Consider the following 17228-nt stretch of genomic DNA (forward strand, 5'->3'; position numbering starts at 1 on the left):
GTATCGATCGTTTTGCCGGTTGCCGGCTCGAGGGGACTGTCCGTGAAACGCATCTTCATCATCACCGGAATCCTGCTGCTGCTCGTTGTGGCCTGTGGCGCTGTCGTCGGCCTCAACATCATGCGCGACTACGGCACCAAGCAGTTTTTCGCCACCATGAAGCCCCCGGCCGCGACCGTCTCGACGGTGATCGTCAAGCCTTCGCAATGGACGCCCGGCGTCGAGGCGATCGGCACAGTCAATGCTGTGCGCGGCGTCGACCTGACCGTCGAAACCACCGGCATCGTCAAGGACATTCTCTTCCACGCCAACCAGAAGGTTTCGGCAGACGCAGTACTCCTGCAGCTCGACGACGCTGTCGAGCGCGCGGACCTGGCGGCGCAGAAGGCGCAAGCCGCATCCGACCAGGCGGCGCTGACCCGCGCRCTCGAACTGCAGCGGCGCGGCGTCGGCACGGACGCGACGCTTGACGCGGCGCGCGCGGCCGCGACGGCATCCGCCGCGCAGGTCAACAAGCTGCAGGCGGTGCTCAACCAGAAGCAATTGTCCGCGCCCTTTACCGGCACTGTTGGCATTCCGAGGATCGACATCGGTCAGTATCTGGCGCCGGGAACGTCAGTAGTGACGATCCAGGATCTGGACACGATGCGGGTCGACTTCACGGTTCCCGAGCAGCAGCTGTCCTTGCTGAAGATCGGCCAGACCGTCCGCATAGGCAGCGGCTTGGGGGACATGYCGTTCGCGGGCTCAATTCGCGGCATCGATCCCAAGATCGACCCGGCGAGCCGGCTGGTGTCGATCCGCGGCGAGGTCRCCAATCCCGAGGGCAGGCTSACCCCCGGCCAGTTCGTGCAGATCCGAGTCGAATTGCCGGAGGAAAGCAACGTCATCTCCGTGCCGCAGACTGCCGTGACCTCCAGCCTCTATGGCGACTATGTCTTCACCGTCGTGCCGGCAAAGCCCGCCGGCGCCGCCGCGCCGGCGAAACCGCAAGACCAGAAAGCCGGCGCGGAAAAGCCCGCTGGCGATGCCGCAAAGCCGGCCGACAAGACTGCAACCGGCAGCGCCAAGCCGGGCGACGCCGCGCAGCAGCCTGCGCTCGTACTCTCGCAGGTGTTCGTGAAGGTCGGCCGCCGTAACAACGGCATGGTCGAGATCGTCGACGGACTGAAGGCCGGCGACGAGGTCGTCACTGCCGGGCAGAACCGGCTTTTCAACGGCATATCGGTTGCCGTCGACAACTCCATCGATCCCAGCAAATCGGCGAACAATGAGGTTCGGCAATGAGCTTTTCCGACCTCTTCATTCGCCGGCCGGTTCTTTCGACGGTCCTCGCCTGCATGATCCTGCTCCTGGGCTTCCAGGGCATTTTCGGCCYGTCGATCCGCCAATACCCGAAGGTTGACGAGACGGCGATCACCATCACCACCGCCTATCCGGGCRCCAGCGCCGACCTGATCCAGGGTTTCATCTCTGCCCCGATCGCGCGCRCCGTCGCGTCGACGGAGAACATCGACTATGTCACCTCGTCCAGCCGTCCGTCGACAAGCACCGTCACGGTGCAGATGAAGCTCGGCTCCAATCCCGATGTCGCGCTCGCCGAGGTGCTCTCCAAAGTTCAGGGCGTGCGCGGCACCTTGCCGGACGCAGCCAAAGACCCGGTGATCGTCAAAGGCACCGGCCAGCAGTTCGCGATGATGTACATCTCGATGCAGAATCCGAACATGACGAAGGAGCAGCTCACCGAATACATCGAGCGCGTCATTCGGCCACGCATTTCGACGGTGGAAGGCGTCGCCGAGGTGCAGATCTTCGGCGCCGAGGAATACTCGATGCGCGTCTGGATCGACCCGGTCAGGCTCGCTGCCCGCGGCGCTACGGCCGCTGATGTTCTGACTGCGATCAACAATTCCAACTTCCTGTCCGCGCCCGGCAACACCCAGAACGAGTATGTGGTCTCCTCGATCACCGTTCACTCGACCCTGCAGACGCCGGAGGCGTTCTCGCAGCTGCCGATCCGCTCGACGGATGGCCAGGTGGTGCGCCTGCGCGACGTGGCGCATGTCGAACTTGCTGCGGCCAGCACCGACACCAGGGTGAGCTTCAACGGCAAGCCCGGCACCTTCCTCGCCGTCTTCCCGACGCCGGCCGCCAACCCGTTGACGACCGCGGCAGCGGTCACCAAGCTCGTGCCGCAGATCCAGGAGACGCTGCCGAAAGGCATGACGATCGAGGTCGTCTATGACGCCACCGGGCAGATCAGCGCCTCGATCGACGAGGTGTTCAAGACCATCGGCGAAGCCGTCGCCATCGTCGTGGTGGTGATCCTTCTGTTCCTGGGCTCCTTCCGCTCGGTGATGATGCCGATCGTGACCATCCCGCTTTCGCTGATCGGCGTCTGCTTCCTGCTGTTTTCGGTGGGGTACTCGATCAACCTCCTGTCGCTGCTGGCGATGGTTCTGGCGATCGGCCTTGTCGTCGACGACGCCATCGTGGTGGTGGAGAACATCCACCGTCACATGGAAGAGGATCAGATGTCGCCGATGCAGGCGGCATTCAACGGCATGCGCGAGATCGCAACCGCCATCATCGCGATGAYGCTGACGCTCGCCGCCGTGTTCGCRCCGCTCGCCTTCACCGGCGGCCTGACCGGCGCGCTGTTCCGCGAGTTCGCGGTGACGCTGGCGGGCTCGGTGGTGCTGTCGGGCGTCATCGCCATCACCATCACGCCAATGATGTCCRCCCGCCTGCTGAAGCCTGGCGCACAAGGCCGCTTCCAGCGCATTGTCGACGGCACCTTCAGCCGCGTCGAGCATATCTACGGCCGGGCGGTGACCGCATCGCTCCGCAACCGTCCGGTCACTCTGATCATCGTCGTCGCGCTGGTGGCGCTGACCGGCTTCATGTTCACCAAGACCTCCAGCGAACTCGCACCGGAAGAGGATCAGGGCTTCCTGCTCTCGCTGGTGACGGCGCCGCGCTATGCGACGTCGGATTACACGGAAACCTACGTCAACCAGATCCTGGGCCTGGTGAAAGACATTCCCGAGACCAGGGCCCAGTTCTCGGCCGTCGCCTTTGGCGGCGCCACCAACAGCGCTTTCGTCGGCTTTGCCTTCAAGGACTGGGCGGACCGCAAGCGCAATTCGAAAGAGTTGCAGGCCGACATCCAGGGGCGCCTCGCCAAGGTTGCCGGCGTGCAGGCCTTCGTCTTTGCACCGCCCACGCTGCCCGGCTCGGGCGGCGGGCTGCCGATCTCGATGGTCGTGCGCTCGACGGGTGATCCGTCCGAGGTCTTCGACGAAGCCGAGAAGATCAAGAACAAGGCGCAGGCTTCCGGCCGCTTCATCGTCGTGCAGAATTCGATGTCCTATGACGCACCGCAAACGACCGTCACCATCGACCGCGAGCGCGCGGCGGCGCTGAACCTGCCGATCGCCGATATCGGCCGCACGCTGACTTTGCTGGTCGGYGGCGCCGAAGTCGCGCAGTTCGACCGCGACTCCAACAGCTATGACATCATCCCGCAGGTGCCGCAGCAGTTCCGCGACAATCCGGAGAAGCTCGGCGAATATTTCGTGCGCAGCGTGGACGGAAAGATGGTCCCGCTGTCGGCGGTGGTGAAGATCTCGACCAACGCCTCGCCGGCTGCGATCGAGCAGTTCAATCAGCTGAATTCCKCCACCATCTCGGCGCTGCCGCTGCCGGGCGTGACGACCGGCGACGGGCTGAAAACACTGGAGGATATCGCCAGGGAGTCTCTGCCGGACACCTTCTTCATCGACTATTCCGGCCAGTCACGGCAGGAGAAGGAGCAGGGCAATACGATCCTGATCGCCTTCATTGCGGCGGTGATCGTCATCTATCTGGTGCTGGCCGCCCAGTTCGAGAGCTTCCGCGATCCGCTGATCATCATGATGGYGGTGCCGCTGTCGATCTTCGGCGCAATATTGMCGCTCAACATGATTCCGAATCTCAATATGATCTTCATGATCAGCGGATCACACTTCAGCATTCCGCCCACAACGCTCAACATCTATACGCAGGTCGGCCTGATCACGCTGATCGGCCTGATCACCAAGCACGGCATTCTGCTGGTGGAGTTCGCGAACCAGCAGCGTGAGATCCATGGCATGCGGCGGCACGACGCCATCATCGCCTCGGCCAAGGTGCGCCTGCGGCCRATCCTGATGACGACGGCGGCGATGGCACTCGGCGTCGTACCGCTGATCATCTCCAGCGGCGCCGGCGCCGCGGCCCGTTACTCGATGGGCCTCGTCATCTTCACCGGCATCCTGGTGGGCACCATGTTCACGCTGTTCGTCGTGCCGATGTTCTACACCTTCATCGCCAGCAAGGATCTGCCGCATTTTGCTGAGAAGCCCGATCCGAATCTGATGCCGGCGCTGCCGACCTGAGTAGAGGGAATAGCGAATAGCGAGTAGGGAGTAGCGAATAGGGAGAATGGCGTGCGCGCGCCGGAACATCCCTACTCGCTATTCGCTACTCCCTATTCGCTCCAAAAAAGAGGCCGGAAAAATTCCGGCCTCTTTTTTGACAGTCGCCTCACAGCTTCGGCGGCCCGAAGGCGGCGACACGCCTGCTACTTGACGATAATGATGCTGGTGTTGGCAGGGCCGAAAACCTCGACGAGCTGGTAGAAATCGGCTGCGGCATCGGGATGCAGCCGCACGCAGCCATGCGAGGCCGGCCGGCCGAGACGGTTGACCGCGTAGGTGGCGTGCACGGCATAGCCGCCGTTGAAGAACACCGAATGCGGCATCGGCGCGTTGTCGTACTTCTTCGAATACCACATCTCGTGCATGCGTGTCGGCTTGAATGATCCCGTCGGCGTGACATGTGCCCTGTCGCCGGTCGAGACCTTCCAGGCGAAGGTCGGACGGCCGTCGACGGTGACCTCCATGGTCTGCTGCGACAGCGAAACTTTCGCCACGATCTGGTTGGCATGGGCGCTGCCGGCGCCGAGGAGCAGTGCCGTGCCGGTGAGCGCGGCGGCGGCGATGTGAATGAGCTTGGCTGAAATGGCGGTGCGCATGACGGTCCCTCTCTTGTCCGGTCCGGCCGGCTTCAATTTCGATGGGCGGACTTATCGTGGACGCCTGTTTCAAGCCTATTTCGCTTGATGCTCGTTTCTGTTTCGAATCTGTTTCTCGCTGTTAACAAGGTACTTGGGCGCCGCGCCTTACCAGAACGGGCCGCTGTGAGGCCTGCCTGGGGTTGAAAACCGCCCTTAACCGCCCAAACGAAAGCGCATATCCTGCCTATGTGAAAGTGTATCGGCATATCTCGAAACCGATCTGCAACAAAAACGCAGCTTGCGCGGCATGATACGGATACATGCGGGCGACAAGGTTGGCTTCACGGGAACAGACATCAGCAAACGAAAATGGGCAGGAAATCGAAACCACGCTCCTGGCTTCTCAGGATCAGCGTCGCGGCGGTCATCTTCGGTGGCGTCGGCTCCGTCGCCGGCAACCCGGTGGCAAGGATTGCGCCGATGAACTCCGGCGAGGTTTCGACGCTGCACACTGCTCTGTTCATCGCCATGGTCTGGATTGTTTCCAGCCTGCGCATCAACCGGCTGAGGGCCCTCTGGCGGGTCGGCCCTCGGCTGATGAGGATGCGTGGCCCCTCCGGCTACTTGCTGCCGAGAGGACCGAAGGCCCGCGCCGCAGCGGGGGGCTCCGTGAGCGGCGCGGGCGCTTCGGGAGTTTCCTGAAGCACCGACGACTATTGAATTCGGGGAATCAAGGACATGAAGACGAAATTTGCCGCCTCGGTGCTTTCCGCACTGCTTTACGCCCAAGGGCTGCTTGGCTTTGCCGCRCTCGCATCGGTGCTGCTCAAGGAGCGCGCCCATGCCGAGATCGCCGCAGGCTCCGACATGCCGTCGGTCCCCGCAGTCCTCGAGGTGCGTTGAGCAGTGGCATCGGCCCCAAAGCAAAACCCAAAGTGAAGAGCGGTTTTGGGAAATCCGATGCCTGATCGAGGAAATGACCTGGCAGTCCCCGCCTCAGTCGCTGCGCGGCGTCGGCGGATCGAAACGGTAGCCGGCGCCTCTGATCGTGGTGATGGTCTCCGTATCGAGCTTGCGGCGCAGTCGCACGATGYGCGAATCGATCGAGCGGTCGAAAGCGTCGGCATTCTCGGCGGGCGCGGCAGCGATGATGTCGTCGCGTGTCAGCACCTTTCGCGGGCTCGCCAGGAACAGCCTGAGCAGCGCCACCTGACCCGGCGAAAGTTGATCCTCGGCGCCGGAGCGATGCATGACCATGGCCGACCTCAAGTCGACGGTCGCGTTCTCCAGCACGATCAGCTCCTGGGCATTCCGCCCGCGCCGCACCAGCAGGCCGCCGATGCGCGCCGCGAGTTCACGAACATTGAGCGGGCTTTCGATCACGTCGGCGGCGCCGAGTTCCAATGCCAGCACCTTGTCGACGAGATCGCGTGGCCGGCAGATCAGGATGAAGTCGGAGCCGCCCTCGCCGCCGTAACGCTTGAGCAGTTCGCGCCCCTCCGCCTGGGTCACATCGTCGCCCACGACCACAACATCGATGCCCCCCGCCGAAAGCAGCGACTCGGCCTCCCATGGCTGCCGCGCCTGGCGCACGACATGGCCACGCCGCTCGAGATGGCCGGCGAGATCGCCGGCAACTACTTCGGCCACGGATACAAGCGCGACGACGGATCGTGCTGCCATTTTCCTCACCCGCCACAGATATGAGCGCTGGACATCATGTTTACACCCAATCTACTTTCCCCTGAAAGCGGGAGCGAGAGCATAGTGAAGGCGCGCATCATCGTCGTCGAGGACGAGCCGGATTTGAGGGAGGCGGTTGCCGAGTATCTCAACGCTAACGGCTATGACGTCGCCACGGCCGAGAACGCTGCAGCGGCGCGCAGCCTGCTTGATGCGGAGTCCTTCCACCTCGCCATCCTCGACATCGCCATGCCCGGCGAGGACGGCCTGTCGCTCGGCCGCTGGCTGCGTTCCAAGACCCAGATCGGCATCATCTATGCCACCGCCGCCGGCACCGCGCTCGACCGCATCGTCGGGCTGGAGCTCGGAGCCGACGACTACATCGTCAAGCCCTATGAGTTGCGCGAAGTGCTGGCGCGGGTCCGCAGTGTGYTGCGCCGCGTGCCGCAGCCGGCAGCACCGCAAGCTGCGAAGACCGAGACCCGTCGCTTCATGAACTTCGGCGGCTTCCAGGCCGATTTCGACGGCAGGCTCGTCACCGGCGCCAACGGCGCGGTCATCGAGATGGCCAAAAGCGAGTTCGACGTGCTGGAGGTTTTCCTCACACGCGCCAACCGGCTTTTGACGCGGGCTGCGATCTCGGAAGCGATCGGTTTCGTGGAAGATCCCGAATCGTCGCGCGCGGTCGACATCCGTATCATGCGCCTGAGAAAGAAGATCRAGGCGGACCCCGCCAATCCGAAATTCCTGCGCACGGTGCGCGGTGAAGGCTATATCTTCTCGCTGCCGACCAGCGACARCAATTGAACCTGAACCAACCCAGGCGCGCTCCGGAAGACGGCCGACCATGACTGCTGAGGCAGCACGCAGCGACATTCRGGGTTCCCGTCAGGGCGCCGCGATGGCGGCTGTCCGTGTCGTTCGCCGCCTTCGCGAGGCCGGCGACTGGCAGCGCGAGATGGACGGCATCCTGGAAACGCTGTGCCGCTCGATGGATTGCCAGCGCGGCATTCTTTTCCGTCTGCGCGAATTGCCTGGCGAGGGTTTTGCCCAATCGGTCGCCGCCTACTGGATCGAGCCGACCTTTGGCGGCGAGCTCGCATCGCCCACGGTGATCATGCAGTCGATCATCAACTCCGATCCGCTGCTGGAACGCCTGCAGGAGGACGAGCGCCAGGGTAAGGTCTTCGCCGGCCACACACGCAACCTCGAGGGTTTCCTGCGGGCCGATTTCGAGAAGCAGAGCATCAAATCCTTCATTTCCGTGTCGGTCTTCGCCCATGGTCATCTCTGGGGCACGCTGGCGGTGAACGACTGCGTCGCCGAACGCGAATGGACGGACGAGGAAGAGGCGACGCTGCACATCGTCGCGCTCGCCATCGGCGACGCCATCGAGCGCTCGCCTTCCGAGGCGCACGCCAGCGAGGTCATCCGCCGCACCATGCTGCAGGCCTCGCTCGACGCCATCATCGTCATTGACGAGTCAGGCTCCATCATCGAGTTCAATCCGGCCGCCGAGAAAATGTTCGGCTTCAGGCGCAGCCAAATCCTCGGCAAGGACCTGATCGATACGATCGTGCCGCACTACTACCGCAAGGGCTACGCGTCGGGCGCCGAATACATGGCCGGCCGCGGCGCGCCGATGGTCGGCCAGCGGCTGGAAACCGTGACCCAGAACGCGGCCGGCGAGATCTTTCCGATCGAGCTGACGGCGACCGAGATGCGGGTTGCCGACCGCCGGCTGATCTTCGGCTCGATCCGCGATCTTCGCGAAAAGCTGCGCGCTGAGGAAGAGATCAACCGCCAGCGCGAGAAGYTGCACCAGAACGAGAAGATGGCGGCGATGGGCTCGCTGCTCGCCGGCGTGTCGCATGAGCTCAACAATCCGCTCGCCGTGGTGGTGGCGCAGTCGACGCTGCTGCACGAATTCGCGAACGACCCGCAGACCAAGGTGCGCGCCGAGAAGGTGCGCGCYGCCGCCGAGCGCTGCGGCCGCATCGTCAAGAGCTTCCTGTCGATGGTGCGCCTGCACCCGACCGAGCAGGCCGAGACCGACCTCAACCAGGTGATGCGCGCTGCGCTCGAAGTCACCGCCTATGGCGCGCGCTCCAGCGGCATCATCATCGACACCGATTTCGCCAACGGCCCGCTGCTTGCCATGGYCGACGCCGACCATGTCACGCAGGTCGCGGCCAACTTCCTCATCAACAGYCAGCACGCGCTGGCCGGCGTCACCGGCGAACGGCGCATCAAGGTGCGGACCTTCCGCAGCGAGCGCGRCAATCCGGGCTTCTCCGTCGAGGACAACGGTCCCGGCATTCCCGAGGCGATACGCTCGCGCATCTTCGAATCCTACTTCACCACCAAGCCGGTCGGCGTCGGCACCGGCATCGGCCTGTCGATTTCCAAATCGATCGTCGAGCGCCACAACGGCAACATCTGGTTCGAGGAGGTGCAGCCGCATGGCGCGCGTTTCGTCGTTCAACTGCCGGCGATCGCCGGCGATGCCGCGAAGGCGGGCGAAGGTCCGACGCGCTCGAGCGGGCTGCGCCACGCAGTAATCATCGACGATGAGCCCGACGTCGCCGCTTCGCTTTCGGACATATTGGAGCTGATGGGCGTCAAGTCGCGCGTCGTGCCGAGCTGGACGTCCGCCGGCGAGGTGCTGAGCTGGCACATGCCGCCCGACATCGTCTTTTCCGACCTGCGCATGCCGGGCACCAGCGGCATATCGATCTATCGCGAATTGCTCGCCGAGCAGCCTGAATTGGCCAAGCGCTTCGTGTTGGTCACCGGCGACATGATCGGTGCCAAGGCGGAAGTCGACTCGCAGCCGCCGCACCAGCGGCCGCATATACTGGAGAAACCGTTCTCGACGCTTGATGTCCGGGGGATCCTTTCGACCGTCGCCGAAGAGACGGCGGCCGACAACGGCGCTCACATCTAGGATTTCGACACAAAGATTGAATTGGCCGGAGCCTTTCCGTGACATCGTCATCCCGGGGCGAAGCAGGAGCGAAGCTCCATCGCGGAGACCCGGAGATGACGAAAAACGATGGATATCCCGGCCAATCTCCAAGGCGCGCAATCAGCCAACGAAAACTGCGCAGTGGTTTCGGTCCGGAGTTGTGTCGCCGATTGGCTCCAGTGGGCGATTCACGGAAGGAGAGCCGGCCGCGGATTGATGGCTCCGAAAAAAGAGGCTCCCGACCGACCTAGCGGCGGGAGCCTGACTTGAGCGCAGGAGGGCGCGCTCTGGGGAGGTCTCAAAAGATATTCGGCGTGTTGGTGAGCGGCGCGGCGTTGGCGATCATGCGCACCGCGCGGGCCCTATGCCGGCCGGACTGTTCGGCGATGGCGCGCAGGCACTCGGCGCTTTCGGCGCCCCAGTTCTGGCCCTTGCAGGCGAAGTCGAGCGCCGATTCCGGCAGGCGGGCGGTCTTGAGCGTGGTCGGCGCGCCCTCCACGACATTGGCCGGCGGATTGAGCGAGGCGAATGCCGGGCCGGCTGCAGGCGCGACCACCATGCTGACGAAGGCGCAAGCGCCGATCAGCATGAACATCGCCATCGGATGGTCGCTGGCGCGCTGGCGCAGCGCCAGCTTCGGCCGGCGATCATTGCGCTGCGGGCCATGGGTGCGGCGGCTGGCATCGGCGGTCTGGACTTTCGCAAACATTGGTTGTTCCCTTCGTTATCTTTCTTTTTCGTACGAAACGAACTTAATCGCGCCGAGTAACCGCCGAATGATAGGGTGTGATTTGCTGTGTAACAGGATTGAAACGGGATCCCGACGCCACCCTTCCATCCCTGCCTGCCGCCGGTGAGCGTTCACCGCTTCCGGGCTACGAGAACACATGCTCCTGTCGGTGGCGGCGGACTGTAAGCAAGCTCACACAGGCGCTCTGGTCGCGAGTTTTTTTTGGCCGCGTCAACACGACAAGCGCGCTCGGAACGGCGGCCGTACTCTCGCCGGCCTGGGACCTAGGATCGCGACGCGAGCTCCCGGGCAGCGCTACGGCCCGCGACGATCGCGCCTTCGACATAGCCCGGAAAGGACGGCGACAATTCCGACGCTGCGAAATGGACKGGCGGCGCGCCGGTAAGAATGGTGCGCTCCGCATCCCGCGCCGTCATGTCCACAATAAGGTCGCTGTAAGCGCCGCCGCTCCATTGGTCATGCGTCCAGTCGCGCTGATTGAAATCGAGCACGTCGGCCGCCTCAGGGCCGAGCGCGTCGACAAGCCTCGCCGTCACTTCCGCGCGCAGGTCCGCCTCGCCGAGTTCGCGCCAGCGCAATGCCCGCGGCCCGCCGACGAAGACAGTGAGCGCGGCATGCTCCGCGTCCCTGCTGGCGTCGCATGCAAACAGGCCCGGCACGTTGCGCCACATCACCATGCCGCTCAGACCTCGCTCGCGCCAGAACGGCCTGCCATAGCGCATCAGTATCTTGACCACCGCGCCGCTTTCCCAAACACCTAGGGCCCTCGTCAGCGCCGTCGGCAAAGCGGGCGCGAAGGCGAGCTTCGCGGCCGTCGCAGGCGGCAGTGCAACGAGGACCTCGCGTGCTTCGATCGTGCCGCCGACCGTGCTGACGCGCACGCCCCCCGGTCCATGCTCGATCCTGGTCACTGGTTCATTCAACCTCAGGCGCCCGCCGAGGTCGCCCGCCAGATCGTCGGCAAGGGACTGCATGGTCTCGCGCAGTGAGTACTGCAGCTCCGGCACCTCATTGGTGATGCGGCGGTCATTGTCGATCAGGTACCAGAGCGGCACCTTATCCAGCGGCAGGCACCACAGGCCCTCGATCATAGAGCGAAAGGCCGCCTTGGCGTCCACCGAGTCCCTTTGGTGTTGGAGCCACGCAGCRACGCTTAAGCCGGCGATCGTTGGATCGTCCGGCTCTATGCTGTTCATGCGTTCGCGCATCCCCATCGCGGCGTGATAGGTGCGCACCGCCTGTTCCACCGGCATCGGGGGATGGGTGATGAAATCGCCATCGACATTGGTTTTCACGAATGTCTTGCCGTACGCCTTCACCAGCGCCATCAGCTCCGGCATGTCCTCGCACAGGAACTGGGCGCCGCTGTCGATCCGTTCGCCAAGCCCGTTTCGCGTCGCCTCGACCCGCCCGCCGGCACGATCGCGTGCTTCCAGGAGCACGAAATCGATCCCAGCGCGCTTGAGCTCCATTGCGGCCGACAKGCCGGTGAAGCCTGCTCCGACGATCGCAATGTCGGTTCTTTCGGTCTTGCTGCTCAAGAGCCCGCCTTGATCTGCCGGCAATTCGACCGGCCTTCAACCGCGCAGATGAGTGGGGCGCCCTCACCCCTGTCAAGCACCCACGTCGTATGCGGAGGTTAGCCGAGACACCGGARTTGTCTGCGCACGGCTCGGCCCCCAGCCTTTGCCGATCATCCGCGCCGCGGCGCCGGCAAGAAATGGCTGAAGCGCAAAGGATACGTTTCCCCGGCTTAACCGATGGTCCTTTCAAGGACGCTCAACCAGTTCCGATAAGCGATCTTCTCGATCAGCGCGCGCCCGAACCCGCGCGCGGCGAGCGCGTCGATGAGCTTCGGCAGGCCGGCGACGTCACCGATCGCCGCGGGAATCATCGCACCGTCGAAGTCCGAGCCGAGGCCAACGCCGTCCTCGCCCAGCGCCTGCAGCAGCGAATCGATATGGCGCACCATGATGTCGAGGCCGGTATCGGCATTCATGCGGCCGTCCTCACGCAGGAAGCCGGTGGCGAAGTTCAAGCCCACCATGCCGCCCGACTCGCGGATCGCGCCGAGCTRCCAGTCGGTCAGGTTGCGCGAATGGTTGCAGAGCGCATGCACATTCGAGTGGGTGGCGACCAGCGGCGCATTGCTGAGCGCGGCGACATCGCGAAAGCCCTTTTCGTTGAGATGCGAGAGGTCGATCATGATCTTCAGCTGATTGCAGACCTTGACCAGCGCCTTGCCGGCATCGGTGAGGCCGGGCCCCGTGTCGGGCGACGATGGAAAGCGGAACGGCACGCCATTGCCGAAGGCGTTGGGGCGGCTCCAGACGATGCCCAGCGAGCGCAAGCCGGCGGCATGGAGCACGTCGAGCATGGCAAGCTCGGGGTCGATCGCCTCGACGCCTTCGATGTGGAACACCGCAGCGATCGAGCCCTTGGCCATGGCATCGCGGATGTCGCCGGCGCTGCGGCAGACGGTCAGCGCGCCAGCCCGCTCCAGCCTGAACAGAATCGAGGCCATGCCGATGGTCGAGGTGATCRCCTCGGCGTGCGGCAGCTCCGGCGGCAACGGCTCATTGTCGCTCGGCGCCGGTGGCACGGCGCTGCGCTTGGTCTTTTCGATCGGCGGCGGGAAGATCGCGAACATGCCGCCGGCAAAGCCGCCCTTCTTGGCGCGCGGCAAATCGATATGGCCGCCCGGYGTGCCGTCGATGAACAGCTTTTCGACATCCGCTTCCTTCGACTGGTAGAGCCTGAGCAGCGTGTCGTTGTGGCCGTCGAAGACGGGAATGAGGTCGGGTTCGGTCATCAGGCCATTCGCTTTTTGAGGTGGTGGATCAAGGTGGGAGAAATCCGCGGATGATCAGTCTAATTAGGCAAGATGGCCGAACTGGGCAAATGCCAGATCGGCATTTGTATTTGTGGCTGGGGTGGCTCTTTTCCTTCTCCCCTTGTGGGAGAAGGTGGATCGGCGCGCAGCGCCGGGACGGTTGAGGGGCACTCCAGCGAAGTGAGACGTCGGTTTTTCCTGGAACACCCCTCATCCGGCCGCTTCGCGGCCCCCTTCTCCCACAACAAGGGGAGAAGGGAACGCCGCGCTCAATGCTTCAGCACGTCGGCCCATTCCGGATGGCGGCGGAACTGGGCGTTGGCGAAGGGGCAGAGCGGGATGATCTTCTTGCCGGCGGCGCGGGCGTCCTCGACGGCGCGGGTGACGAGGCGAAGCCCGGCGCCCTGGCCGCGAAAGACGTCCGGCACCTCGGTGTGATCGATGATGATCTGATGCTCGCCGATCTTGGTGAACGTCATCTCGGCCTCGGCGCCGCCCGGCCCGCGCAGCAGGTAGCGTCCCTTGGAGCCATGGTCTTCCAGTTCGATCTCGGGCAGTTGGTCAGCCATTTCTCGCGCCTCCTTCAGCGGTTGCGACGGCGAAGAGCCGTCGTGCCGCTTCGATTTCATTCGGCCGCACCTCGTGCCCGCCGTCGTGCCATTCCACTGTGACATTGGCCCCGTCGGCGCGCAAATAGACTTCCAGCCGCGTCGTCAGGTTCGGCGGGCAGATCGGATCGCGCCTGCCGGCCGTGATCAGGATATGGCGGCCGGCAAGGCTGCCCTTCACCTGAGGCTCGAACGGGATCAGCGGATGCATAAGCGCCGCGRCATTGAAAAGGCTCGGCTCCGCGAACACCGCCGAGGCCAGGATGTTGGCGCCGTTGGAGTAGCCGAGGCCGAACACCGCCGACGGCTTTGTCCCCTCGACATGCGCCTTGACGAAGCCGGCCATCTTGGCCGTCGCCCGCGCGAGGTCGTCCATGTCGTAGACGCCTTCGCCGGTACGGCGGAAGAAGCGGGCAGCGCCCTGCTCCGACACGTCGCCGCGCGGCGACACGATGGTCGCCGCGGGCAGAAGCTCGCGGCCGAAGGACAGGAGCTGGTTCTCGTCGGCCCCGGTTCCATGAAAGACGAAGAGCAGCGGGCCGCCCGGCGAACCGGGCAGCACTTTGTGGATGTAAGCTTCCTTGCTCATGGCGTCAGTCTTCCAGCTTCTGCAGGTGCTGTTCGAGATAGGGCCTGAGATGCTGATGCTGCGTCGGCAGCTTCAGCGCCTCGCCGAGATGCGCGGTGTCCTCGTCGCGGTCGAAGCCCGGCTCGTTGGTGGACACCTCGAACAGCACGCCGCCCGGCGTGCGGAAATAGATCGCCCAGAAGTAATCGCGATCGATGACCGGCGTCACTCCATAGCCCGTGTCGACGAGCGCCTTGCGCACCTCGAGCTGCTTGGCGCGATCCTCGACCGCGAAGGCGACATGGTGCACCGAGCCGGCGCCGAGATTGGCGAAGCCCGCGCTAGGCAGCGACTCGATGTCGACGATGTCGGCACCGTTGCCGTTCTTGATCGCCAGCCGGCGGACGTTGCCGGACTTGTCGACCTCCTCATAGCCCATGAACTTCAAAAGCTCCTCGGTGGCGCCGCCGTCCTTCAACCGGAGCGCAACCGAATGGAAGCCGCGGATCGCTTCATCGCCGGGGACGCCCCCCTTCACCCAGGGCGCTCTGCTGTCGGCCTTGTCCTCGACAAGGGCGAAACTGTCGCCGTCGGGACCGGTGAAGGTGAGCCGCTTCTCGCCGAAGCTTTCGTCGCGGGCAACGCCGCTGACGCTCTCCTCGGCGAAGCGCTTTTCCCAATAGGCAAGTGTGCCCTCAGGAACCGAGAAGACCGTGGTCCCGACCTCGCCGACCCCATGCCGGCCCTTGCCGATGTCGGGGAACGGGAAATAGGTCATCACCGAGCCCGGCGTGCCGAATTCATCGGCGTAGTAGAGGTGGTAGACGTCGGGCGCGTCGAAATTGACGGTCTTCTTCACCCGGCGCAGGCCGAGCTTCTTCGTGAAGAATTCATTGTTCTGGCGCGCATCGCTCGCCATCGAGGTGACGTGATGCAGGCCCTTGATCTGATTGAGCATTGATCTTGCTCCTTCCCTATCCTTGCTGCGGCCCTCGCCGCTGTCCACGCCAATATGAGTATGGCGCTGGGCCGGGCAAAGCGGCCAAACACAGAATGGACTGTGTCATAACAGTGAACGAGAGGATGGTTTACGTTCACCAATCAATGAAAACTGCGCGACTTGCAACGCCTGCGAATTTCGGCTCCATGAGCGGGCGCGCCTTCTGGAGTGAGAAGTTTTGGACAATCGAACCAGCCGCCCGAATGTTCTCCTCATCACCTGCGACCAGTGGCGTGGCGATTGCCTGTCTGCCGCAGGGCATCCGGTGGTGAAAACGCCGAACACCGATGCGCTTGCCGCCGAGGGCGTGCTCTTCCGGCGCCATTTTGGYGGCGCGGCGCCCTGCTCGCCGGCGCGTGCCTGCCTCTATACCGGCCTCTTCCAGATGAACAACCGCGTCTGCCGCAACGGCACGCCGCTCGATGCCCGCCACGGCAACATCGCGCTCTCGGCCCGTGCTGCGGGCTATGACCCGACGCTGTTCGGCTACACCGATGTCGCGCCTGATCCGCGGCAGCTTTCGGCGGGCGATCCGCAGCTGAGGAGCTATGAAGGCGTGCTGCCGGGCTTCACCGTGCGGCAGTTCCTGCCCGAGCATCAGAAACAGTGGCTGTCCTGGCTAAGGGCGCAAGGCATCGACACCGGCGCCGGCGTGCCCGGCATCCATCGTCCGGCGGACGGGCAAGGCAAGGTCGGTGGGGATGTGACCAATGCGCCGCCCATCTATTCGAAAGACCAGACACCGACAGCGTTCCTGGCCGGAGAATTCATCCGCTGGCTAGGCGAGCAGGAGAAGAGCGCACCCTGGTTTGCGCATATCTCCTTCATCAGCCCGCACCCGCCCTTTATCGTGCCGGAACCCTACAACACCATGTACGACCCGGCCGACGGCCCCGCTTTCCGGCGCGCCGCCAACTGGCAGGCCGAGGCGGCAAGCCACCCCTATCTCGCTCACGATCTCGACCGGCAGAAGCGGACGAAATTCGTTCCCGGCATCGAGGGCAAGGTGCGGGACTGGAGCGACGCGAACTTCCGCCGCATCCGTGCGATCTATTACGGCATGGTCTCYGAGGTCGACGCGCAGCTCGGCCGCATCTGGCAGGCGGTGAAGGCGGCCGGCGCCTGGGACGACACCGTCATCGTGCTCACCTCCGACCATGCCGAGATGATGGGCGAGCATTTCATGCTGGGCAAGGGCGGCTATTTCGACGGCAGCTACCACGTTCCGCTGATCATCCGTGACCCCAGCCGCCGAGCCGCGGYCGGCACAACGGTCGACCAATTCACCGAGGCCGTGGACGTCTTTCCGACMTTGCTCGAGATGATCGGCGCCGCACCCGAACCGCACCTCGACGRCCGGTCGCTGGCGCCATGGCTCGACGGCGGAGAGCCGGCGGACTGGCGCGATGCCGCGCATTGGGAATTCGATTTCCGCTCTGTCGCCGACGGCGAAGCCGAACGCCACTTCGGTATCGGCTCGCGCGAATGCAACCTCGCCGTCATCCGCACGAGCGGCTTCAAATATGTCCATTTCGGCGGCGGCCTGCCGCCGCTTCTCTTCGACATGAAAAAGGATCCGGGCGAGTTGACCAACGTCGCGAACGACCCCGCCTATCTGCCGGCGCGCCTGGAATACGCCGAAAAGCTGCTTGCCTGGCGGGCCAGGCATCTCGATCAGTCCCTGGCGCTGGCGGAGCTGACGGAGGACGGAGCGGTCGGACACGTTGGTTGGGCAGTAGGCAGTAGGGAATAGGCAATAGGGCAAGCTGTCGAGAGCGT

Annotated in this window: 15 protein-coding genes; 7 read left to right on the top strand and 8 right to left on the bottom strand. The window is 64.2% G+C overall.

Translation table 11 applies throughout. From position 1 onward, the window contains the following. The first annotated feature begins 42 nt into the window (after positions 1-42). Both ORS3428_RS10775 and ORS3428_RS10780 read left to right on the top strand, forming a co-directional pair. A complete protein-coding gene (locus ORS3428_RS10775) occupies positions 43-1287 on the top strand; it encodes an efflux RND transporter periplasmic adaptor subunit (protein ID WP_244507918.1) in 1245 nt (414 codons plus the stop codon). After that, entirely contained in the window at positions 1284-4418 is a 3135-nt protein-coding gene (locus ORS3428_RS10780) for an efflux RND transporter permease subunit (protein WP_071097290.1), read from the top strand. Before ORS3428_RS10775 ends, ORS3428_RS10780 begins: the two co-directional genes overlap by 4 nt. Positions 4419-4603: 185 nt before the next feature. On the opposite strand, the gene ORS3428_RS10785 is transcribed toward ORS3428_RS10780, so the two are convergent. After that, positions 4604-5056, bottom strand: coding sequence for a L,D-transpeptidase (locus tag ORS3428_RS10785; RefSeq protein WP_071097292.1), 453 nt, complete (start codon positions 5054-5056; stop codon positions 4604-4606). Between the two features lie 351 nt (positions 5057-5407). On the opposite strand from ORS3428_RS10785, the gene ORS3428_RS10790 reads away from it, so the two are divergent. Together ORS3428_RS10790 and ORS3428_RS32375 are read left to right on the top strand one after the other, a co-directional pair. Further along, complete coding sequence (locus tag ORS3428_RS10790) at positions 5408-5740, top strand: hypothetical protein (RefSeq protein ID WP_071097294.1); 333 nt, start codon at positions 5408-5410, stop codon at positions 5738-5740. Positions 5741-5776: 36 nt separating this feature from the next. Beyond that, on the top strand, positions 5777-5941 hold the full coding sequence (locus ORS3428_RS32375; protein WP_108723032.1) for a hypothetical protein: 165 nt from the start codon (positions 5777-5779) through the stop codon (positions 5939-5941). A 93-nt stretch (positions 5942-6034) separates the two neighbouring features. Here ORS3428_RS32375 and ORS3428_RS10795 read toward each other — a convergent pair whose 3' ends face one another. Continuing rightward, the gene (locus tag ORS3428_RS10795) at positions 6035-6721 is read right to left on the bottom strand and encodes a response regulator transcription factor (protein WP_071097297.1); all 687 of its coding nucleotides are present in this window, start codon (positions 6719-6721) and stop codon (positions 6035-6037) included. A gap of 84 nt (positions 6722-6805) precedes the next feature. On the opposite strand from ORS3428_RS10795, the gene ORS3428_RS10800 reads away from it, so the two are divergent. Next, positions 6806-7528 (top strand): response regulator, encoded by a 723-nt coding sequence (locus tag ORS3428_RS10800; RefSeq protein ID WP_071097299.1) that lies wholly within the window; start codon positions 6806-6808, stop codon positions 7526-7528. Positions 7529-7622: 94 nt separating this feature from the next. Then, positions 7623-9668, top strand: coding sequence for a GAF domain-containing sensor histidine kinase (locus ORS3428_RS10805; protein ID WP_108723034.1), 2046 nt, complete (start codon positions 7623-7625; stop codon positions 9666-9668). Between the two features lie 319 nt (positions 9669-9987). Here ORS3428_RS10805 and ORS3428_RS10810 read toward each other — a convergent pair whose 3' ends face one another. The 6 genes from ORS3428_RS10810 to ORS3428_RS10835 form a co-directional block, all read right to left on the bottom strand. Next, a complete protein-coding gene (locus ORS3428_RS10810; RefSeq protein ID WP_071097304.1) occupies positions 9988-10398 on the bottom strand; it encodes a hypothetical protein in 411 nt (136 codons plus the stop codon). Positions 10399-10703: 305 nt separating this feature from the next. Then, entirely contained in the window at positions 10704-11981 is a 1278-nt protein-coding gene (locus ORS3428_RS10815; RefSeq protein ID WP_071097306.1) for a flavin monoamine oxidase family protein, read from the bottom strand. A gap of 212 nt (positions 11982-12193) precedes the next feature. Further along, positions 12194-13252 carry a dipeptidase gene (locus ORS3428_RS10820; RefSeq protein WP_071097308.1) on the bottom strand — a complete coding sequence of 353 codons (1059 nt, stop codon included), beginning with the start codon at positions 13250-13252 and terminating at the stop codon, positions 12194-12196. Positions 13253-13542: 290 nt separating this feature from the next. After that, positions 13543-13842 (bottom strand): GNAT family N-acetyltransferase, encoded by a 300-nt coding sequence (locus ORS3428_RS10825; protein WP_071097310.1) that lies wholly within the window; start codon positions 13840-13842, stop codon positions 13543-13545. Beyond that, positions 13835-14470, bottom strand: a complete 636-nt coding sequence (locus tag ORS3428_RS10830) for an alpha/beta hydrolase (protein ID WP_071097312.1) — start codon at positions 14468-14470, stop codon at positions 13835-13837. The genes ORS3428_RS10825 and ORS3428_RS10830 overlap by 8 nt, the downstream gene beginning before the upstream one ends. A gap of 4 nt (positions 14471-14474) precedes the next feature. After that, complete coding sequence (locus ORS3428_RS10835) at positions 14475-15407, bottom strand: VOC family protein (protein ID WP_071097406.1); 933 nt, start codon at positions 15405-15407, stop codon at positions 14475-14477. Positions 15408-15627: 220 nt separating this feature from the next. Here ORS3428_RS10835 and ORS3428_RS10840 point away from each other — a divergent pair, with 220 nt between their 5' ends. After that, positions 15628-17202: an alkaline phosphatase family protein gene (locus tag ORS3428_RS10840; protein ID WP_071097315.1), complete on the top strand. Its 1575-nt coding sequence runs from the start codon at positions 15628-15630 to the stop codon at positions 17200-17202. Positions 17203-17228 lie beyond the last annotated feature (26 nt).

Source organism: Mesorhizobium sp. ORS 3428 (assembly GCF_001854785.1).
Classification (GTDB): domain Bacteria; phylum Pseudomonadota; class Alphaproteobacteria; order Rhizobiales; family Rhizobiaceae; genus Mesorhizobium.

Bases quoted from the DNA above. Each gene is read 5' to 3' on its own strand.
- ORS3428_RS10810 (WP_071097304.1), bottom strand. From the start codon at position 10,398: ATGTTTGCGAAAGTCCAGACCGCCGATGCCAGCCGCCGCACCCATGGC.
- ORS3428_RS10790 (WP_071097294.1), top strand. From the start codon at position 5,408: ATGGGCAGGAAATCGAAACCACGCTCCTGGCTTCTCAGGATCAGCGTC.
- ORS3428_RS10825 (WP_071097310.1), bottom strand. From the start codon at position 13,842: ATGGCTGACCAACTGCCCGAGATCGAACTGGAAGACCATGGCTCCAAG.
- ORS3428_RS10785 (WP_071097292.1), bottom strand. From the start codon at position 5,056: ATGCGCACCGCCATTTCAGCCAAGCTCATTCACATCGCCGCCGCCGCG.
- ORS3428_RS10835 (WP_071097406.1), bottom strand. From the start codon at position 15,407: ATGCTCAATCAGATCAAGGGCCTGCATCACGTCACCTCGATGGCGAGC.